Annotated in this window: 19 protein-coding genes; 11 read left to right on the forward strand and 8 right to left on the reverse strand. The window is 75.8% G+C overall.

From position 1 onward, the window contains the following. Window positions 1-23: 23 nt before the first annotated feature. Window positions 24-737: a uracil-DNA glycosylase gene (locus BM158_RS16055; RefSeq protein WP_229827846.1), complete on the forward strand. Its 714-nt coding sequence runs from the start codon at window positions 24-26 to the stop codon at window positions 735-737. On the opposite strand, the gene paaZ is transcribed toward BM158_RS16055, so the two are convergent. From paaZ to BM158_RS16075, 4 genes are all read right to left on the reverse strand, one after another. Next, complete coding sequence (paaZ, locus tag BM158_RS16060; protein ID WP_091561565.1) at window positions 734-2,779, reverse strand: phenylacetic acid degradation bifunctional protein PaaZ; 2,046 nt, start codon at window positions 2,777-2,779, stop codon at window positions 734-736. The genes BM158_RS16055 and paaZ overlap by 4 nt on opposite strands. Then, the gene (locus tag BM158_RS16065) at window positions 2,776-3,393 is read right to left on the reverse strand and encodes a TetR/AcrR family transcriptional regulator (protein ID WP_091561568.1); all 618 of its coding nucleotides are present in this window, start codon (window positions 3,391-3,393) and stop codon (window positions 2,776-2,778) included. The genes paaZ and BM158_RS16065 overlap by 4 nt, the downstream gene beginning before the upstream one ends. Then, entirely contained in the window at window positions 3,390-4,721 is a 1,332-nt protein-coding gene (gene paaK / locus BM158_RS16070) for a phenylacetate--CoA ligase PaaK (protein WP_229827845.1), read from the reverse strand. The genes BM158_RS16065 and paaK overlap by 4 nt, the downstream gene beginning before the upstream one ends. Window positions 4,722-4,789: 68 nt before the next feature. After that, a complete protein-coding gene (locus BM158_RS16075) occupies window positions 4,790-5,404 on the reverse strand; it encodes a dihydrofolate reductase family protein (RefSeq protein WP_091561575.1) in 615 nt (204 codons plus the stop codon). Window positions 5,405-5,543: 139 nt separating this feature from the next. Between BM158_RS16075 and paaA the strand changes: the two genes are divergently transcribed. From paaA to idi, 6 genes are all read left to right on the forward strand, one after another. Then, entirely contained in the window at window positions 5,544-6,497 is a 954-nt protein-coding gene (paaA, locus tag BM158_RS16080; RefSeq protein ID WP_091561578.1) for a 1,2-phenylacetyl-CoA epoxidase subunit PaaA, read from the forward strand. Continuing rightward, a complete protein-coding gene (paaB, locus tag BM158_RS16085; protein ID WP_091561582.1) occupies window positions 6,494-6,868 on the forward strand; it encodes a 1,2-phenylacetyl-CoA epoxidase subunit PaaB in 375 nt (124 codons plus the stop codon). Before paaA ends, paaB begins: the two co-directional genes overlap by 4 nt. 92 nt (window positions 6,869-6,960) lie before the next feature. Continuing rightward, window positions 6,961-7,872: a 1,2-phenylacetyl-CoA epoxidase subunit PaaC gene (gene paaC, locus BM158_RS16090; RefSeq protein WP_091561585.1), complete on the forward strand. Its 912-nt coding sequence runs from the start codon at window positions 6,961-6,963 to the stop codon at window positions 7,870-7,872. After that, complete coding sequence (gene paaD, locus BM158_RS16095; protein WP_229827844.1) at window positions 7,869-8,366, forward strand: 1,2-phenylacetyl-CoA epoxidase subunit PaaD; 498 nt, start codon at window positions 7,869-7,871, stop codon at window positions 8,364-8,366. Before paaC ends, paaD begins: the two co-directional genes overlap by 4 nt. Next, a complete protein-coding gene (gene paaE / locus BM158_RS16100; protein WP_207506699.1) occupies window positions 8,366-9,442 on the forward strand; it encodes a 1,2-phenylacetyl-CoA epoxidase subunit PaaE in 1,077 nt (358 codons plus the stop codon). Before paaD ends, paaE begins: the two co-directional genes overlap by 1 nt. Window positions 9,443-9,462: 20 nt before the next feature. Then, window positions 9,463-9,996: an isopentenyl-diphosphate Delta-isomerase gene (gene idi, locus BM158_RS16105; RefSeq protein ID WP_091561589.1), complete on the forward strand. Its 534-nt coding sequence runs from the start codon at window positions 9,463-9,465 to the stop codon at window positions 9,994-9,996. Between the two features lie 6 nt (window positions 9,997-10,002). On the opposite strand, the gene BM158_RS16110 is transcribed toward idi, so the two are convergent. Beyond that, complete coding sequence (locus tag BM158_RS16110; RefSeq protein ID WP_165628977.1) at window positions 10,003-10,983, reverse strand: ATP-binding protein; 981 nt, start codon at window positions 10,981-10,983, stop codon at window positions 10,003-10,005. 107 nt (window positions 10,984-11,090) lie between these two features. On the opposite strand from BM158_RS16110, the gene BM158_RS16115 reads away from it, so the two are divergent. Genes BM158_RS16115 through BM158_RS16125 form a run of 3 tightly spaced genes read left to right on the forward strand, consistent with a single transcriptional unit; the run spans window position 11,091 to window position 13,943 of the window. Next, the gene (locus tag BM158_RS16115) at window positions 11,091-12,116 is read left to right on the forward strand and encodes a methylenetetrahydrofolate reductase C-terminal domain-containing protein (RefSeq protein WP_091561594.1); all 1,026 of its coding nucleotides are present in this window, start codon (window positions 11,091-11,093) and stop codon (window positions 12,114-12,116) included. Then, a complete protein-coding gene (locus BM158_RS16120; RefSeq protein WP_229827843.1) occupies window positions 12,113-12,883 on the forward strand; it encodes a class I SAM-dependent methyltransferase in 771 nt (256 codons plus the stop codon). Before BM158_RS16115 ends, BM158_RS16120 begins: the two co-directional genes overlap by 4 nt. Window positions 12,884-12,911: 28 nt before the next feature. Then, window positions 12,912-13,943, forward strand: coding sequence for an FAD-dependent oxidoreductase (locus tag BM158_RS16125; RefSeq protein ID WP_091561597.1), 1,032 nt, complete (start codon window positions 12,912-12,914; stop codon window positions 13,941-13,943). Window positions 13,944-13,958: 15 nt separating this feature from the next. Here the strand turns inward: BM158_RS16125 and BM158_RS16130 are convergent, their stop codons facing one another. The 3 genes from BM158_RS16130 to BM158_RS16140 are packed head-to-tail and all read right to left on the reverse strand — an operon-like array spanning window position 13,959 to window position 18,123. Then, window positions 13,959-16,328 carry a SpoIIE family protein phosphatase gene (locus BM158_RS16130; RefSeq protein WP_091561600.1) on the reverse strand — a complete coding sequence of 790 codons (2,370 nt, stop codon included), beginning with the start codon at window positions 16,326-16,328 and terminating at the stop codon, window positions 13,959-13,961. After that, window positions 16,325-16,990: a biliverdin-producing heme oxygenase gene (locus BM158_RS16135; RefSeq protein WP_091563201.1), complete on the reverse strand. Its 666-nt coding sequence runs from the start codon at window positions 16,988-16,990 to the stop codon at window positions 16,325-16,327. Before BM158_RS16135 ends, BM158_RS16130 begins: the two co-directional genes overlap by 4 nt. Next, window positions 16,987-18,123 (reverse strand): PucR family transcriptional regulator, encoded by a 1,137-nt coding sequence (locus tag BM158_RS16140; RefSeq protein WP_091561604.1) that lies wholly within the window; start codon window positions 18,121-18,123, stop codon window positions 16,987-16,989. Before BM158_RS16140 ends, BM158_RS16135 begins: the two co-directional genes overlap by 4 nt. 95 nt (window positions 18,124-18,218) lie before the next feature. On the opposite strand from BM158_RS16140, the gene BM158_RS16145 reads away from it, so the two are divergent. Beyond that, the gene (locus BM158_RS16145; RefSeq protein ID WP_091561610.1) at window positions 18,219-19,145 is read left to right on the forward strand and encodes a proline dehydrogenase family protein; all 927 of its coding nucleotides are present in this window, start codon (window positions 18,219-18,221) and stop codon (window positions 19,143-19,145) included. The last annotated feature ends 11 nt before the right edge of the window (window positions 19,146-19,156 follow it).

Raw genomic sequence — 19,156 nt, forward strand, 5'->3', positions numbered from 1 at the left:
GGACCCCTCGTAGGGTCCCGGGGGTGGGTGCGCTGAGCGGGCTGGTCGACCGGGGACTGATGGCGCCGGACTGGGCGGAGGCGATGGCCCCCGTCGAGGACCGGATCACCGCGCTCGGGCAGTTCCTGCGCGACGAGGTCGCCGCGGGCCGGCCCTACCTGCCGCACGGCGACCACGTGTTCCGCGCGTTCCAGGCGCCGCTGGCCGACGTCCGGGTGCTGGTCGTGGGCCAGGACCCCTACCCGACGCCGGGGCACCCGATCGGGCTGAGCTTCGCCGTGGACCGGCACGTCCGGCCGCTGCCGAAGTCGCTGGTCAACATCTACAGGGAGCTGCGCGACGACCTCGGGGTCGAGCCCGCGCAGCACGGCGACCTCACCCCGTGGCGCGACCGCGGGGTGATGCTGCTCAACCGCGCGCTCACGGTCCGCCCCGGTGCTCCTGCCTCGCACCGCGGCCAGGGCTGGGAGCACGTCACCGCGCACGCCATCGCGGTGCTGGTCGAGCGGGCCGCCGCGGGGCAGCCGGTGGCGGCGATCCTGTGGGGCAAGGACGCGCAGGGCCTGGAACCCCACCTGGGGTCGGTGCCCTTCGTCGCCTCGCCGCACCCGTCGCCGCTGTCGGCGTCCCGCGGCTTCTTCGGCTCCAAGCCGTTCAGCCGGGTGAACGGGCTGCTGGCCGAGCGGGGCGGGGAGCCGGTCGACTGGACCCTGCCCCCGCTCGACGAGCTGCCCTAGGCGGGGGGCCAGGTCTTGGCGACCATCGTCAGGACGTCGTAGGTCGCCACCGGGCTCCCCTGCGAGTCCACGACCACGGCGTCCCACCGCACCTCGCCGTGGTCGGCGCCGCCGCGCGGGGTGATCTGCTTGCACGTGAGCGTCACCGTCACCTGCTCGCCCGGCTTGACCGGGGTGAGGAACCGCAGGTCGTCCACCCCGTAGTTCGCCAGCACCGGGCCCGGGTCGGGGTCGACGAACAGGCCGGCGGCCCAGCTCAGGATCAGGTAGCCGTGCGCCACGCGGCCGCCGAACAGCGGGTTGGCCGCGGCGGCCTGCTCGTCCATGTGCGCGTAGAACGTGTCACCCGTGAAGTGCGCGAAGTGTTCCACGTCCGCGAGCGTGATCTCCCGCGGGCCCGCCGTCACCGAGTCCCCGATCCGCAGCTGAGCCAGCGACTTGCGGAAGGGGTGCACGCCGTCGTCGGCCCGCGTCGCGCCGGTGACCCAGCGCCGGCCGACGCCGGTCAGCACGTCGGGGGAGCCCTGGACGGCGGTGCGCTGCATGTGGTGCAGCACGCCGCGGACGCCGCCGAGCTCCTCGCCGCCGCCGGCCCGCCCCGGGCCGCCGTGCACCAGCACCGGCAGCGGTGACCCGTGGCCGGTGGACTCGCGGGCGTCGTCGCGGTCCAGCACGTGCACGCGGCCGTGCGCCGAGCCCGCACCCAGCACGAACTCCCGCGCGACGGCCGGGTCGTGGGTGACCAGCGAGGCCACCAGCGACCCCTGCCCGCGGCGGGCCAGCGCCACGGCGTCGGCCACGCCGTCGTAGGTCAGCACCGTCGACACGGGGCCGAAGGCCTCGACGTCGTGCGGCTCGGGGGCGGCCGGGTCGTCGCAGCGCAGCAGCATCGGCGGCAGGAAGGCGCCGCGCTCGCGGTCGGCGCCGACCACCGCGAAGTCGGCCGGGTCGCCGACCACCAGGTCGGCGTGGGTGCGCAGCCGCTCGACGGCCCGCAGGACCTCGTCGCGCTGGTCCCGCGAGGCCAGCGCGCCCATGGTCACGCCGTCCGCCCCGGGGGCGCCGACGACGACGTCCTCGAGCGCGGCCCGCAGCGCCTCGACGACGGCGTCGGCGTGCCGGCGGGGCACGATCGCGCGGCGGATCGCGGTGCACTTCTGGCCGGCCTTGACCGTCATCTCGGTGACCACGCCGTCGACGAACAGGTCGAACTCCGGGGTGCCGGGGCCGGCGTCGGGGCCGAGCACCGAGCAGTTGAGCGAGTCGGCCTCGGCGTTGAACCGGACGGCGCGCTCGGTCACCGCGGGGTGCGCGCGCAGCAGCGCGGCGGTGGACGCCGAGCCGGTGAACCCGACGAGGTCCTGGCCGTCGAGGTGGTCCAGCAGCCCCGACGCCGACCCGGCCAGCAGCTGCACCGACCCCTCGGGCAGCAGGCCGCTCTCCACGACCGCCCGGAACACCGCCTCGGTCAGGTAGGCGGTCTGCGAGGCGGGCTTGACGATGGTCGGCATGCCGGCGAGGAAGGCCGGGGCGAGCTTCTCGAGCATGCCCCAGACCGGGAAGTTGAAGGCGTTGATCTGCACCGCGACGCCGGTCAGCGAGGTGTACACGTGCTGGCCGAGGAAGGTGCCGCCGCGGCCCAGGGGCGTCGGCGGGCCGTCGAGCACCAGCACGTCGTCGGGCAGCTCGCGGCGGCCGGTGGAGGCGTAGGAGAGCACCGTCCCGAACCCGCCGTCGATGTCGACCAGGTTGTCGGCGTCGGTGGCGCCGGTGCGGTGGGACAGCGCCGCGAACTCGTCCTTGCGGCCCATCAGGTGCAGGCCCAGCGCCTTGAGCAGCGCGGCCCGCTGGTGGAAGGTCAGCTCCCGCAGCGCCGGGCCGCCGACGGTGCGGGCGTGGGTGACCATCGCGCCGACGTCCAGGCCGCGGCTGCCGATCCGGGCGACGGTCTCGCCGGTGACGGCGTCGGGCAGCGGGGTGCCCTCGTCGGCCGAGGCCCACCAGCGGCCGGCGACGTAGCTCTCGAGCAGCGGTGCGGTCACGGGGTGCTCCGTTGGGGTGGAGGGGCGGGTTGGTTGCGCAGTCCGGAGAACAGGGTGGTGACCAGGCCGTCGGCCAGGTCGTCGGCGGAGAGGCCGCCGTCGGGGCGGTACCACTCGGTGAGGGAGTTGACGGTGCCGAACAGCAACCGGCTGGTCAGGGCGGGGTCGACGTCCGGGCGGACCGACCCCTCGGCGACGCAGGCGCGGACCAGCTCGGTGACCGCCCGGTCGAACTCGCGGCGGCGCTGCAGGGCGCGGGACTCCACCTCGGAGTTGCCGCGCACCCGCAGCAGCAGGGTGACGAAGGGCAGCTCGCTGGTCAGCACCCGGACCGACCCGCGGACGACGGCCTCCAGCCGGTCGACGGCGGGGCCGGTGCCGGCGTCGGCCAGCACCGCGAACAGGCCGTCCAGCGCGCGGTCCAGGGCCAGCTCGAGCAGCTCGGTCTTGGAGCGGACGTGGTGGTAGATGGCGGACTTCGTGACCCCGAGCCGCTCGGCCAGGGCGTCCATCGAGGTCGCCTCGTAGCCGCGCTCGATGAACACCGCGACGGCGGTGTCCAGCAGCGAGTCGACCGAGTGGCCGGGCCGCCCCCGCCGGGCGGGTGCGGTCACCGGCTGCGCTTGTCGGTCAGCCGCTGCAGCTTGCCCATCGACCGGGGCAGCGTCTCGGGGTCGACCACGACCACCTCCACGCTGGTGCCGACGGTCTCCTTCAGGCCCACCTGCACCTCGCCGGCGGCGGGGGCGCGCCGGTCGGCCGGGCAGTCGGGGCGGGCCTCGACCGAGACGACCAGGTGGTCCATCCGGCCGCGGGTGGTCAGCTCGAGCGCGAAGTGCGGGGACAGCCCCGGGGTGCGCAGCACGACCTCCTCGATCTGGGTCGGGAACAGGTTCACCCCGCGCAGGATGATCATGTCGTCGGTGCGGCCGGTGACCTTCTGCATCCGGCGCATGCCCGGCCGCGCGGTGCCCGGCAGCAGCCGGGTCAGGTCGCGGGTGCGGTACCGGATGATCGGCAGCGCCTCCTTGGTCAGCGAGGTGAACAGCAGCTCGCCCTCCTCGCCGTCGGCCAGCGGGGCGGCGGTCACCGGGTCGACGACCTCGGGCAGGAAGTGGTCCTCCCAGACGTGCAGGCCGTCCTTGGTCTCCACGCACTCCTGGCTGACGCCGGGGCCCATCACCTCGGACAGGCCGTAGATGTCGACCGCGTGGATGTCCAGGCGGTCCTCGACCTCGCGGCGCATCTGCTCGGTCCAGGGCTCGGCGCCGAAGATGCCGATCTGCAGGGAGCTCGCCCGCGGGTCCAGGCCCTGCCGCTCGAACTCGTCGACAAGAGCCAACATGTAGCTGGGCGTGACCATGATGATGCGGGGCCCGAAGTCGCCGATGAGCTGCACCTGGCGCGGGGTCATGCCGCCCGAGACCGGGACGACGGTGCAGCCCAGCGCCTCGGCGCCGTAGTGGGCGCCCAGGCCGCCGGTGAACAGGCCGTAGCCGTAGGCGTTGTGCAGCACGTCCCCGCTGCGCCCGCCGGCGGCGCGGATGGAGCGGGCCATGACGGCGGCCCAGGTGTCGATGTCGTGCCGGGTGTAGCCGACCACGGTGGGCTTGCCGGTGGTGCCCGAGCTGGCGTGCACCCGGGCGACCTGGTCCTGCGGGACGGCGAACATGCCGAAGGGGTAGTTCTCCCGCAGGTCGGCCTTGGACGTCGTCGGGAACTTCGCGATGTCGGCGAGCTCGCGGCAGTCGTCGGGGTGCACGCCGTGGGCGTCGAAGGCCCGGCGGTAGTGCGGGACGTTCTCGTAGGCGTGCCGGAGCGTCCACTGCAGCCGGTCCAGCTGCAGGGCGCGCAGCTCGTCGGTGCCCATCCGCTCGGCCGGGTCGAGCAGGGCCGGGTCGGGGGCCTCGCCGAGGCGCTGCGCTGCGGACGTCGTCGTCACGTGGTCTCCCGGGGCTCGCGGATTACTGACCGTTCGGTCAGTCATGCAAGACCCGGCGACCTCGGCTGTCAACCCGCGGTCATGTCGCCCGTCGCGGGCGTGCCCTCGAGCAGGCCGTAGCGCAGCAGGACGCTGCCGGTCGGGGTGGCGGCCGCGGGCGGGTCGAGCAGGCGGAGAACTGTCGGCACGGTGCCGTCGGCGAACACCTTCTTGCCGGTGCCGAGGGTGATCGGGTGCAGCCACAGGTGCAGCTCGTCGAACAGCTTCTCCCGCAGCAGGGTCTGCACCAGGTCCAGGCTGCCGACCACCTTGACCACCTCGTGCCGCTCGCGCACCTCGCGGACGGCGGCCGGCAGGTCGGGGCCGAGCAGGGTGGACCCGGCCCAGGTCAGCTCCGGGTCGCGCCGGGAGGCCACGTACTTGGGGACGGCGTTGAACAGCTCGGCGAACGGGCCCTCCTGCAGGGGCCAGTACGCGGCGAAGACGTCGTAGGTCCGGCGGCCCAGCAGGAGGGCGTCGGTGCCCGCGTAGGACGCCTGCACCTGCGCGCCGCCCTCCTCGCTCATCAGCGGGGCCTGCCAGCCGCCGAAGGTGAACCCGCCGCCGGGGTCCTCGTCCGGCCCGCCCGGCGCCTGGCCGACGAGGTCGAGGGTGGCGAACAGCTCGAGGTGGATCTGGCCCATGGCGTGCTCCCGGGTGTCGGCGGTGTCGCCGGTGGGGACCGGCCGGCGCGCCCGGACTCATCGGGGTTGTGCGCCGTCGCCATCCGGGGCACACTCATTACCGACCGGATGGTCAGTAAATGCCGCAGGAGGTTCGCCGATGTCCGCACCGACCGCCGTCCGCCCGACCGAGGACGAGCTGCAGGCGCAGTTCGACGCCACCATCGCCGCCGACCGCCGGATCGAGCCGCGCGACTGGATGCCGGAGAAGTACCGCGCCGGCCTGGTGCGCCAGATCGCCCAGCACGCGCACTCCGAGATCATCGGCATGCAGCCCGAGGGCGACTGGCTGCTCAAGGCGCCGTCGCTGCGCCGCAAGGCCGTGCTGCTGGCCAAGGTGCAGGACGAGGCCGGCCACGGCATGTACCTCTACTCCGCGGCCGAGACCCTCGGCGCCGACCGCGCCGACCTGACCGACAAGCTGGTCAACGGCAAGCAGAAGTACTCCTCGATCTTCAACTACCCGACGCTCACCTACGCCGACTGCGGCGTCATCGGGTGGCTGGTCGACGGCGCGGCCATCTGCAACCAGGTGCCGCTGTGCCGGTCCAGCTACGGGCCCTACGCCCGCGCCATGATCCGGGTCTGCAAGGAGGAGTCCTTCCACCAGCGGCAGGGCTACGAGCTGCTCATGACGATGATGCGCGGCACCCCCGAGCAGCGGGCGATGGTGCAGGACGCCGTCGACCGCTGGTGGTGGCCCTCGCTCATGATGTTCGGGCCGCCCGACGACGACAGCCCCAACTCGGCGCAGTCGATGGCCTGGGGCGTGAAGCGGCACAGCAACGACGAGCTGCGCCAGCGCTTCGTCGACATGTCGGTCCCGCAGGCGCAGGCGCTGGGCGTCACGCTGCCCGACCCCGAGCTGGCGCTGGACGAGACCACCGGCCGGTACCGCTTCGGGCAGATCGACTGGACCGAGTTCAAGCAGGTCATCTCGGGCAACGGCCCGTGCAACGAGGAGCGGATCACCCGCCGCCGGGCCGCCCGCGACGACAACGCGTGGGTGACCGAGGCCGCCACGGCCTACGCCGCGAAGCACGCCGCCCGATGACCGAGACCACCGCCGAGGGGGGCCACGGCGCCGTCCCGACCGGCCCCGACGTCCCCAGCGGCGCGCACCCCTCGCCGTCGGGCGCGGCCCGCAGGGACTGGCCGCTCTACGAGTGCTTCGTGCGCGGCAAGCGCGGGCTCAACCACGTGCACGTCGGGTCGTTGCACGCCCCCGACGACGAGATGGCCGTGCACGCCGCCCGCGACCTGTTCACCCGCCGCAACGAGGGCGTGAGCATCTGGGTCGTGCGGGCCAGCGACATCACCGCGTCCAGCCCGGACGAGAAGGACCCGATGTTCGCCCCCGCCGGCGACAAGGTCTACCGCCACCCGACGTTCTACGAGATCCCCGAGAACGTCCCCCACATGTGAGGCAGCGCGGCCGTCATGTGACGGCTGCGCACCACTTCGTCTTGGTTCTGGTTCGTCAGCGTCATGTGACGCCGTGAGGGTGAGGGAGAACGTTGGCGCACGAGGAGACCGTCTACGACGCGCTGGACCACGCCCACGGCGGCGAGGGCCAGTGGGCGTTCGGCACCGGCTTCGACGACCCGCTGGCCGGCGTCGACACCACCGTCCCCGAGGGTGTGGACCCCGCCGACCTGGGCGCCTACTGCCTGATGCTCGGCGACGACGCCCTCGTGCTCTGCCAGCGGCTCACCGAGTGGGCCACCCGGGCACCCGAGCTCGAGGAGGAGGTCGCGATCGCCAACTGCGGCCTGGACCTGCTCGGCCAGGCCCGGTTGCTGCTCGCGCGCGCGGGCAGCTGCGGGGTGCTCGGCCGCAGCCGCGAGCACGCCACCGACTCGATCCCCGACGAGGACGCGCTGGCCTACTTCCGCGACCCCGACGAGTTCGTCAACCACCACCTCGCCGAGGCCGACGGCGGGGACTTCGCGCAGACGATGGTCCGGCTGCTGGTGGCCAGCACCGCCCGGCTCGCGCTCGTCGCCCACCTGCGCGGGTCCCGCGACCCGGTGCTCAGCGCGATCGCGGCCAAGGGCGTGCCCGAGCTGACCTACCACCGCGACCACGCCGCCCGCTGGGTGCTCCGGCTGGGCGACGGCACCGAGGAGTCCCACCGCCGGGCGCAGGCCGGCGTCGACGCGGTGTGGCCGCTGACCGCCGACCTGTTCACCGCCACCGACGTGGAGCGCCGGCTGGTGGAGCAGGGTGTCGCCGTCGACCCCGCGGACACCCGCGACGAGGTGCGCGACGTCCTCACCATGGTGGTCGAGCGGGCCACCCTGACCGTGCCGGACTGGCCGGCCGACCGGCCGTCGCCGGGCCGGGCGGGGGAGCACACCGACGAGCTAGCGCCCCTGCTGGCCACCCTGCAGGGCCTGGCCCGGGAGCACCCGGCGGCCACCTGGTGAGCACGCTGGCCGACCCGCGGGCGGTCGCCGAGACGGTCACCGACCCCGAGCTGCCGATGCTCACCCTCGCCGACCTCGGCGTGCTGCGCGACGTGCGCACCGAGGGCGACCAGGTGGTCGTGGAGATCACCCCCACCTACTCCGGCTGCCCGGCGATGGGCGTCATGCGCGCCGACCTCGTGCACGCGCTGCACCGGGCCGGGTTCGCCGACGTCGACGTCCGCACCGTGCTGTCCCCGCCGTGGTCCACCGACTGGATCAGCGAGGAGGGCCGCCGCAAGCTCGCCGCGGGCGGCATCGCCCCGCCCGGCGCCGCCCCGCGGCACACCGGCCCGATCCCGCTGAGCCTGGGCCCCACCCGCCGGACGGCGACCTGCCCGGAGTGCGGGTCGGCCGACACCGAGGAGCTCAGCGAGTTCAGCGGGACCGCCTGCAAGGCGCTGCGCCGCTGCCGCAGCTGCCGCGAACCCTTCGAGCACGTCAAGGAGATCTAGTGGCGCGCACCCGTCCGACCTTCCACCCGCTCACGGTGGCCCGGGTCGAGCAGCTCACCGACGACGCCGTCGCGGTCACCTTCGACGTGCCCGACGCCCTCGCCGAGGACTACGCCTTCGCCCCCGGCCAGGCGCTGACCCTGCGCCGGGTGGACGGCGACCGCGACGAGCGCCGGTCCTACTCCATCTGCGCGCCGGTCGGCGACGCCCCTCGGGTCGGGGTCCGCGAGGTGCCCGGCGGCTACTTCTCCTCGTGGCTGGTCAACGAGGTGCGCCCGGGCCAGGTCATCGACGTCCTGCCGCCCTCGGGCACCTTCACCGCCGACGTGTCCACCCCGGCCGACCACGTGTTCGTCGTCGCCGGGTCCGGGGTCACCCCGGCGCTGAGCCTGGCGGGCACCGTGCTGCGCGACGGCGAGTCGACGGTGACGGTGTTCTACGGCAACCGGCGCACCAGCACGGTGATGTTCGCCGACGAGCTGGCCGACCTCAAGGACCGCTACGGGTCCCGGCTGCAGCTGGTGCACGTGCTCTCCCGCGAGCCCCGCGACGCCGAGGTCACCAGTGGCCGGCTGGACGGCGAGCGGCTGCGCACCCTGGTCGGCGCGCTGGTCGACGTCCCCGAGGTCGACCACTGGTGGCTGTGCGGCCCGCACGGCATGGTCACCGAGGCCCGCGACCTGCTCGCCGAGCTGGGCGTGCCGCGCGAGCGGGTGCACCAGGAGCTGTTCTTCGTCGACGAGGGGGACGGGGCCCCGCCGGAGCCGGTGCGCGGTGACGAGCAGACCGTCGACGGGCCGTCCAGCCAGGTGACGATCGTGCTCGACGGCCGGTCCACCACGCTGGCGCTGGAGCAGGGCGTGCCGGTGCTCGACAGCGCGCAGCGGGTGCGGTCGGACCTGCCCTTCGCCTGCAAGGGCGGGGTGTGCGGCACCTGTCGGGCCAAGGTCACCGCCGGCGAGGTCGAGATGCGGCGCAACTACGCGCTGGACCCCGACGAGGTGGCCAGGGGCTACGTGCTCACCTGCCAGACCGTGCCGGTGTCCGCCGAGGTCACCGTCGACTTCGACGCCTGACCACCGCCTAACCTGATCCCATGCCCGAAGAGCTGATCGTGCTGCTGGACGACGACGGCACCGAGATCGGGACCATGCCCAAGCGGCTGGTGCACCACGGGGACACCCCGCTGCACCGCGCGTTCTCCGCCTACCTGTTCGCCGACGACGGCCGGCTGCTGGTCACCCGCCGCGCGCTGTCCAAGCAGACCTTCCCCGGGCTGTGGACCAACACCGTCTGCGGCCACCCCGGCCCCGGCGAGGACGACGCCGGCGCCATCGCCCGCCGCGCCTCCGACGAGCTGGGCCTGCGGGTGGACCGGCTGGCCCCGGTGCTGCCGGACTACCGGTACCGCGCGGAGTTCCAGGGCGTCGTGGAGAACGAGATCTGCCCGGTCTACACCGGCGTCTTCCGCGGCGACCCCGCCCCGGCGGCCGCCGAGGTCGAGGAGTGGGAGCTGCTGGACTGGGGCGCCTTCCGGGCCCGGCAGGACAACGAGGGCGACGCCTGGTCGCCCTGGTGCCGCGAGCAGGCGCGGCTCATCGAGGCGAGCGGGCTGCTGCCGGCGGCCTGAGCCGGGTCAGTCCTCCTGGCGGGGGTCCACGACCAGCCGGACGACGCAGCCGTCGCCGTCGGCCAACGGGGCGGTGGTCATCCGGTCCACCGCGCGGCGGGCCAGCCACAGGCCCATCCCGCCCACGGACAGGTCGTCGCCGTGCGCCGGGCCGTAGCCGGCCAGCGGCTCGTCGAAGCCGTGGCCGCGGTCGGCCACCGCGCACAGCACCCGCTGCTCGGTGACCCACAGGCGCACGTCGACCGGCGGGACGCCGTGCTCGGCGGCGTTGGCCACCACCTCGTCGATGGCCAGCACCAGGTCCTCGGCCTCGTCGGGGTCCAGCGGCCCGTCGGACAGGCTGGCGGTGAGCTCGCGGCGCAGCTGGCGCAGGCTGCCGACGTCCTCGACCTCGAGGGTCGGGGGCGTGGCCTCCAGCGGGTCGGGGCCCGGCGCCGACCACAGCGACCGCAGCACCTCCGCCGGGTCCTTGCGACCGGGGTTGGGCACCACGCCGTCGGCGGTCAGGGACCACGGGTGGCAGGACAGGGCCCGGTCGGTGTCGGCGCCGAGGTGGCCGGGGTCGACCACGCAGTAGTGCGCCACCGAGCGGCCGGCGAGCACGTGGTTGAGCAGCGCCTCGGTCTGCAACCACGCCGGGACGCCGAGGGAGGTGCGGCCGCTGTCGGTGACCAGGTGCAGCCGGGTGCCGTCGGTCGTCAGCTTGTCGACCAGCGATGTGTGGCCCGCGATGGCGTCGGGCGCCCGGCCGCCGAGCTCGTCGGGGTCCACGACGTGCACCGCGTCGGCGCCCAGCCGGTCCAGCAGCGGGGCGCGCAGGTCGGGGGCGCAGGCGAGCACGACGGTGCCGCCGTCGGCGAGGGCCTGCTGCAGCCAGGGGGCGAGCAGCTCCGCCGACCGCGGGCCGGGCGTGCCGAGCTGGGCGACGTGCACGTAGCCGGCGGGGACGGCACCCGCCGACCCGAGGACGCCCGCTGTTTCCGACACGCCGCACTGGGTGCCCGGGATCCCCGGCCGCACACATGCTGCGTCCGATTGCACACCGCGGGGTCGGTGCGCGGTTCAGCCTCCCCGGCGGCGGGCAGCGGTCCGGGATGACGACGGCCGCCGCGCAGGAGCGCGCCGGGTGCCCGAAGCGGATGGTCTTCGGCCCCTGCGGCGGGGTGCGCGACGACGCCCGCTGCGAGCTCGCCGACCACCCCTGCCCCTTCGTGGCGGCACCGGCGCCGGCCTGGCCGGACCCGCTGCCGGTCCCGGCACCCCGCCCCGGTGGGCTGCTGGACCGCGCGGCGGCCGGCCCGGTCGTGCTGGCCGACCTCACCGTGACCCCGTTCGACCCCGCCTCGGTGCGGGCGGTCGTCGGCGCGCTGGCCGGTGCCGTGGACGCGGTGCTGGTGGGGGAGCACCAGAACCGGCCCGACCTCCCGCCGGTGCTGCTGGCCCAGGAGGTGCTCGGCGCCGGCGGGCTGCCGTGGACGACGCTGGCCTGCCGGGACCGCAACCGGCTGGTGCTGGAGCAGGAGCTGGTCGGGCTGGCCCGGGTCGGGGTGGACGGCGTGCTGTGCGTGACCGGCGACGGCCGCGGGCCGGGGGTGCGGCCCGGGGTGACCCAGGTGTTCGACCTCGACGGGGTGCGGCTGACCGCGCTGGCGGCGGCGGCCGGGCTGGCGGCGGCCGTGCCGGAGTCGCCGGAGGCGGTGCCGGTGGCCGACCGGCCGGGGCGGGTGGCGCTCAAGCAGCGGGCCGGGGCGGCGGTGTGCGTGCTCAACCACGTCTCGACGCCGGCCCGGGTGGCCGGTTTCGTCGCGGCCGCCCGCGCGGCCGGCGCGACGCTGCCGTTCGTCGCCGGGGTCGCGGTCTACACCGACGAGCGGTCGGCCCGGGTGCTGCAGGCCTTCCCGGGGCTGCACCTGGACGACGCCGCGGTCACCCGGGTGCTGGCCGCCCCCGACCCGGTCGAGGCCGGGGTCGCGGCCGCGGTGGCCGAGGCGCGGGCGCTGCTGGCGGTGCCCGGCGTGGTGGGGGTGGACCTGTCCGGCCTGGCGTCGGACCGCGGCGTGCTGGCCGGGGCCCGGGTCAAGGCCGAGGTGGCCCGACGGATCCAGGAGGGGGAGCGGTGAGCGAGCTGGACAGCGAGGCGATGGAGGACGAGTTCGGCGTCGCGGCGGCGTGGACCGAGGAGGCCGCCCGCGCACTCGGCCCGGGGCACGCGGTCCCGGCGGGGTGCCGCGGGTCGGGCAGCGTCGGGTCGCTGCGCTGGCTGGCCGACCGGCTGGAGCTGGCCCCCGGCGACCTGCTGGTCGACAGCGGCGCCGGCGTGGGCGGCCCGGCCCGGTGGGTGGCCGGCGAGCGCGAGGTCGCGCCGGTGTGCCTGGAACCGATGGTCGGCGCCGTGCACGCCTCCCGCCGGCTGTTCGGCCTCCCCTCGGCCGTCGCCCTCGCCCAGGCGCTGCCGCTGCGCGACCGGGTCACCGGCGCCGCGTGGAGCCTCGGCGTGCTGTGCACGACCGCGGACAAGGCCGGGGCGCTCGCCGAGCTGCACCGGGTGCTCCGGCCCGGTGGCCGGCTCGGCCTGCTGGTGTTCGCGCAGGTCGTGGACGAGCTGCCCGCGCCGCCACCGGACGGCAACACCTTCCCGACGCCGGCCGAGCTCACCGCGCTGCTCGACGGCGCCGGCTTCGACGTCGTCGACCGGGCGACGGCGGACCTGCACGACAACCCGCCCGGGTGGCAGGACGCCGCCGACGCGGTGGACGCCGAGGTCGCCCGCCGGCACGGGGAGGACCCGCGGTACCGGCACTCGCTGCAGCAGGCGCAGCGGATGGGCGCGCTGCTGTCGGCGGGCGCGCTGTCGCCGGAGCTGGTGGTCGCGGCCCGCCGGGCATGAGGCCGGGCCCGCCCGCGTTGGGGCGGGCGTGCACGCGGAGGTGGTCGTCGTCGGGGCCGGGCAGGCCGGGTTGTCCGCGGCCTACCAGCTGCGCCGCGAGGGCGCCGACTTCGTCGTGCTGGACGCCGACGCGGCACCCGGCGGGGCGTGGCAGCACCGGTGGGCCTCGCTGCGGCTGGACCGCGCCAACGGCATCGCCGACCTGCCCGGGATGCCGCTGGCCGGCGACCCCGCCGAGCGCGCCTCGGTGGCCATGGCCCGCTACTTCGCCGACTACGAGCGGACCTTCGACCTGCCGGTGCGCCGCCCCGTGGCGGTCCGCCGGGTGACCCGCACGCACGACGGGTTCGCCCTGGCCACGACCGGGGGCACCTGGACCGCCCGCGGGCTGGTCAACGCCACCGGCACCTGGTCGCGGCCGTTCTGGCCCGCCTACCCGGGCCGGGAGACCTTCCGCGGCCGGCAGCTGCACGCCGCCCAGTTCACCGAGGCCGCCGACTTCGCCGGGCAGCACGTGCTCGTCGTCGGCGGTGGCATCTCCGCGCTGCAGCTGCTGGTGGAGGTCGCCGAGGTCACCCGGACCACCTGGGTCACCCGCCGGCCCCCGGTCTGGCGCACCGAGGACTTCGACGCCGACGCCGGCCGGGCCGCCGTCGCGATGGTCGAGGAACGGGTCCGGGCGGGGTTGCCGCCGGGCAGCGTGGTGGGCGTGACCGGGCTGCCGGTCACCGAGGAGGTCCGCCGGGCCCGGGAGCGCGGCGTGCTCGACCGGCGGCCGGCGTTCGACCGGATGACGCCGACCGGGGTGGCGTGGGACGACCCGGCCGGGGAGCTGGCCGTCGACGTGGTGCTGTGGGCGACCGGGTTCCGGGCGGCGCTGGACCACCTGGCACCGCTGCACCTGCGGGCCCCCGGCGGCGGGATCGTCGTCGAGGGCACCCGGGTGGTCGCCGAGCCCCGGCTGCACCTGGTCGGCTACGGCCCCTCGGCCAGCACGATCGGCGCCAACCGCGCCGGCCGGTCCGCGGTCCGGGAGCTGCTGGCCACCCTGCGCGGCTGACCCGACGGCCGGGCCTCAGCGGTCGGGTCGGGGCCGGTCCTGCGCGTGCAGCCGGACGGCGACCAGCGCGACGTCGTCCTCGGCCCGCTCGGGCAGCAGCTCACCCAGCAGGGTGTCGGCGAGCTGCTCCACCGGACGGTCGGGCAGCCGGCCCAGCAGGCCCATCAGCACGTCGATGCCCTCGTCGAACACCTGGTCGCGGCGCTCGACGAGGCCGTCGGTGTAGAGCAGCACCGTCGACCCGCGCTCGAGCACGGCCTCGTGCTCGCGCCGGGGTGCACCCGGGTCCACGCCCAGCAGCAGGTCGGCCCGGCCGCCGCCCCCGAGCAGCCGGGTGCCGCCGTCCGCGGTCAGCACGACCGGCGGCAGGTGACCGGCGTTGGACCAGACCAGCCGGGTCACCCCTTCGTCGAACTCGTCGGGGGTCTGCTCCAGCCGCGCCACCAGCACCGAGGCGATGGCCTCCATGCGGAGGCCGTCGACCGCGGCGTCCAGCCGGCGCAGCACGTCGGCCGGGCCCAGGCCGCTGTCGAAGGCGATGCCGCGCAGCAGGCCGCGCAGCTGACCCATGACCGCGGCGGCCTCGGTGTCGTGGCCGACGACGTCGCCGATGACCAGCACCGTGGCGCCGTCGGGCTGCACGAACGCGTCGTACCAGTCACCGCCGACCTGGGCCTCGCGCGCGGCCGGCACGTAGCGCACCGCCATCTGCAGGTGGTCGGGCTGCGGCGGGTCGGACAGCATGCTGCGCTGCAGCGTCTCCGCGGCCCGGGCCACCCGGCGGGTGCGGGCGTAGAGCGCCTCGAGCAGGTTGGTGCGCAGCTCGGTGGCCTCGGCGACCTCGGCCGCCGTCCACGGCTCGGACCGGCCGTGCACCGTCTCCGACCACCGGTCGAAGGACTGCCGCGGCGAGATGCGCACGCCGTCGCCCTCGGGGACGACGGTCGCCTGGTGGTGCGGGTCGCCGCCCCAGTCGATGGAGCGCACCTTCTCCTGGCGCAGCCACACCACGGACTGGCCCTCGGGCAGCGGCACGACGAGCGCACCGCAGGCCAGCTCCACCGGCACGTCCAGCTCGGGGGCGTCGGTCGGCAGGGACTCGGTGGACACCACGTCGCTGCGCCGGCCGGCCGCCCACTCGGCGACCTGGGCGGCGAGGGCCTCGGGCACCGGCGCGCCGCGGACGGCGGCGTGCCCCTCCAGGTGCACCACCACGCTGTCGGCGGGCACCAGGTCGAGCAGGTCGGGGGTGCCCAGCAGCGACTCGGCCAGCGGCCGGTCCTGGTCGAGGGTGGCCGCGGTCAGCCAGGCCAGGGTCGAGCGGGCCCGCAGCGCGCGGCGGACCTCCTCCTCGGCGGCCCGGTCGACCAGCCGCAGCGACAGCGTCGAGCCCAGGAACTCGGCCGCGGCGCGGGTGGCGTAGGGCGGGGCGTGCGGTCCGGCGTAGTGGTGGCAGGCGATCAGGCCCCACAGCTTGTCCTCGCGCAGCAGCGAGATCGACATCGAGGCCGCCACGCCCATGTTGCCCAGGTACTCGACGTGGATGGGCGAGACGCTGCGCAGCGTGGAGTACGTCAGGTCCAGCGGGGCGCCGGTGGCCGGGTGGTCGACCGGCTGCAGCAGGGCGGGGGTGTAGGGCGCCTCGGAGATGAGGCGGACCCAGTTCTTCTCGTACAGCGCCCGCGCCTGGGCGGGGATGTCCGACGCCGGGTAGTGCAGGCCGAGGAAGCTGGGCAGCCCGCCGTGCTGGGCCTCGGCGACGACCTCGCCGTTGTACTCGTCGTCGTAGCGGTAGAGCATCACCCGGTCGAAACCGGTCAGGTTGCGCACCGCGGTGACCGTGACGTCGTAGAGCTCCTGCAGGTCCGTGGCCCGGTTCAGCTCGGCGATGCTGCTGCGCACGGCCTGGTAGGTGTTCGGGAAGCTGAACGGCCGGGGGCCGAAGGCCGGCTCCAGCTCGACCACCAGCGAGCTCGCACCGCGGCGCTCGCCGTCGTCGAGGCGGCCGGGGCCGGACCCGCCGTGCACGATGCGGTGCAGGATCGCGTCGACCGGCACCGGGGTGCCGTCGAGGTCCAGGGTGAGCTCGACCGGGTTGCGCTCGCGCAGGTCGCCGAACGCCGCCGCGCTGCGGGCCACGGCCTGCGCGGGCACGGTGCCGAGGACCTCGGCCAGCGGCCGGCCGAGCGCGCGCTCCCACGCCACCCCGACGACGTCGGCCAGGTTCTCCGACACCTGCTCCACGACCAGGTCGGGCTCGCTGACCGAGATCAGCACGCCGCGGGGCTGGATGCTGCCCGGGACGTGGATGGGCTCGCGCGCGCAGTTGGTCAGGTCCACCGGCGTACCGGGGGCCAGCCACTCCACGGGCTGGGTGTCGGTCACGCAGCAGCACCTCGACGTCGGGTCGTGGGTTCGGAGGGCGGCGACGCAGGCTGCTCGACGTCGGCGCACCACTGGGCCATCAGGACGAAGGTACGGCGTGCCGCCCCGACCACCGCGTCGGCGTCACCCCCGCGGGTCACGTGCTCGCGGGTGGCCCGCCGGAACGCGGCCCACCGCGCGCCGGTGGCCTCGCCGTACGGGCTGAAGGCCCGGACCGTCGCGACACCGGCCAGCGCGGGCAGCGCGGCCAGGTGGCGGTCGATGAACTGCCCGCCCAGGGTCGAGCCCTCGAGCACGTACATCGCACCCAGCGCCTCGTCGGTGGAGGCCGGTGCGGGCACCGCGGGCAGCGGGTCGGTCGTGGGGACGGCGTCCAGGGCGGTCAGGTCGGCGGCGAACAGGTGCGCCCGGCGCCGGGCGGACCAGTCCAGGCCCTCGGCGACCGCCGGGTGGTCGGCGGCCCAGGCGTCCAGGCCGGTCTCGGCGGCGACCCAGAACGCGTGCATCCGCTGCAGCACCGCGGCCAGGCGGGGGACGGTGAGGTCGGCGTCCATCAGGTCGAGGGTGTCCTCGAGCTGCTGGTGCTCGGCCGCGGTGGCCGTGCGCAGCGCCCGCATCACGTCGGGAGCGGACTGCTCGTCGGTACCGGCGTCCGTGCTCATGAGGCCCACGACCCTAGAGCACCCCGCCCGGGGGCGGCCGCCAGCCGGGCCGAGCGGACGGCCAGGTGCAGTGCCAGCCGGTCGCCGCCGTCGGACAGGTCCAGGCCGGTGAGCTCGGCGATCCGGCCGAGCCGGTAGTACAGCGTCTGCCGGTGCACCACGAGCTCGGCGGCGGCCCGCTGCGGCGAGGCGGCCCGGTCCAGCCACACCTCGGCGGTGCGGGTGAGCACGGGGTCGGCGAGCAGGGCCGCGAAGGCCGGGTCCGGGCCGTCGAGCCGGACCACCTGGCGCCAGGCGCCGAGCTCGGCCCAGGACGCGACCGGGGCCAGCGCCGGGTCGACCGCGGCCACCCGGGCGGCGTCGGAGGCCTCGGACCACTGCCGCCGCAGCTCGCCGCACCCGGTGCGGGCGGCGGCCACGCCGGCGGTGCTCCCGGCGGGCAGCCGCTGCAGGGCCGCGGCGGACAGCGCGACCGCCGGGCGGGTGTCGCCGCGGTGCGGCAGGGGGACCAGGGCGGCCACCGCATCGCCCACGACCGCGGCGACCGCGCCGGCGCCGGGCGCGGCCCAGCCGGCGGGCAGGCCGGGGTCGGCCGGGTGCAGCGCGACCAGGGCGACCGGGGTGCGCGCGCCCAGCGCGGCGCCCAGCCGGCCGGCGGCGGTGTCGTCCCCGGCGAGCGCGGCGGCGAGGTCCGCGGACGGGTCGCCGGCGGCCGGCCGGGTGGCCAGCAGCGCACCGGCCCGGTCGGCCAGCGCGACGGCCGCGGCCAGGCCCGGCGGGTCGGCGGCGTCGAGGTCGGTGCGGCCCTCGTCCAGCAGCCACAGCCAGCCGTGCAACCGGCCGCGGTGGCGCACCGGCAGGCACAGCCGGGTCAGGATCCCGGCCGCCGGGTCGGCCGGGGTGCGCAGCGGGGCGGTGGCCCGGTCGATGCCGAAGTCGGTGAACCAGCGGCGGGTCGCCGCGGGGGAGCCCCGGGTCAGGATCGAGCGGGTGCGCACGGCGTCCAGGCCGGTCAGCGCGCCCTCGCCCTGGGCGCAGAAGGCCAGCAGGGTGAAGTCCGGGTCCTCCAGGGTCGCGGGCGCGCCGAGCAGCCGGGACACCTCGTCCACGATGTCCTGCAGGTCGTCGCGCACCAGACGATCGTACGAACGAGTCCCGACAGCTGTCCGTGGTGACGGCGACGACCTCACTCCTAGGTTGCAGTCACCCACTGCTGCTGGAGGTCCCCGTGCTCGGTCAGGCCCTGCTCGTCGCGTCCCGCCGCCCCGGCCTGCGCCGCGCCGTCGTCGGCACCCCGGTCACCCGCCGGGTGGTCGACCGGTTCGTCGCGGGGGAGCAGCTGCCCGACGCGCTGGCCGCCGTCCGGTCGCTGCAGGCCGACGGGGTCGCCGTCACCCTGGACCACCTGGGCGAGGACATCACCACCCGCGCCGAGGCCGTCGCCTCCCGCGACGCCTACCTCGCGCTGCTCGACGGCCTGGCGCCGCTGCAGCTGGGGCCGGCCGCCGAGGTGTCGGTCAAGCTGTCGGCCTTCGGCCAGGCGCTGCCCGGCGGGCACGACCTGGCCCTCGAGCTGGTCCGCCCGGTCGCCGAGGCCGCCACGGCGCTGGGCACCACGGTCACCCTGGACATGGAGGACCACACCACGGTCGACTCCACGCTCGCCGTCCTGGCCGAGCTGCGCCGCGACCACCCGGGCACCGGCGCGGTGCTGCAGTCGGCGCTGCACCGCACCGAGGCCGACGCGGCCGACCTGGCCGTCGCCGGGTCCCGGGTGCGGCTGGTCAAGGGTGCCTACGCCGAGCCCCGCACCGTCGCCTTCACCGACAAGGCCGAGGTGGACGCCGCCTACCTCCGCTGCCTGGACGTGCTGTTCCGCGGCGCGGGCTACCCGATGGCCGGCACGCACGACCCCGCGATGATCGCCCGGGTGCTGGAGCTGGTCCGCGAGACGGGCCGGGCGGCCGACAGCTACGAGTTCCAGCTGCTCTACGGCATCCGCACCGGCGAGCAGCAGCGGCTGGCCCGCGAGGGGCACACCGTGCGCGCCTACGTGCCCTACGGCGCCGACTGGTACGGCTACTTCATGCGCCGCCTGGCCGAGCGCCCGGCCAACCTGCAGTTCTTCCTCCGCTCCCTCGTCACCACCAGCTAAGGAGCTGACCC

This window comes from Klenkia taihuensis (assembly GCF_900112525.1).
Taxonomy (GTDB): Bacteria; Actinomycetota; Actinomycetes; order Mycobacteriales; family Geodermatophilaceae; genus Klenkia; species Klenkia taihuensis.

Excerpts from the sequence above, each read along its gene's own strand:
- BM158_RS16075 (WP_091561575.1), bottom strand. The coding sequence starts at position 5,404 with ATGGGCCAGATCCACCTCGAGCTGTTCGCCACCCTCGACCTCGTCGGC.
- paaA (WP_091561578.1), top strand. The coding sequence starts at position 5,544 with ATGTCCGCACCGACCGCCGTCCGCCCGACCGAGGACGAGCTGCAGGCG.
- paaB (WP_091561582.1), top strand. The coding sequence starts at position 6,494 with ATGACCGAGACCACCGCCGAGGGGGGCCACGGCGCCGTCCCGACCGGC.
- idi (WP_091561589.1), top strand. The coding sequence starts at position 9,463 with ATGCCCGAAGAGCTGATCGTGCTGCTGGACGACGACGGCACCGAGATC.
- BM158_RS16115 (WP_091561594.1), top strand. The coding sequence starts at position 11,091 with ATGACGACGGCCGCCGCGCAGGAGCGCGCCGGGTGCCCGAAGCGGATG.
- BM158_RS16135 (WP_091563201.1), bottom strand. The coding sequence starts at position 16,990 with ATGAGCACGGACGCCGGTACCGACGAGCAGTCCGCTCCCGACGTGATG.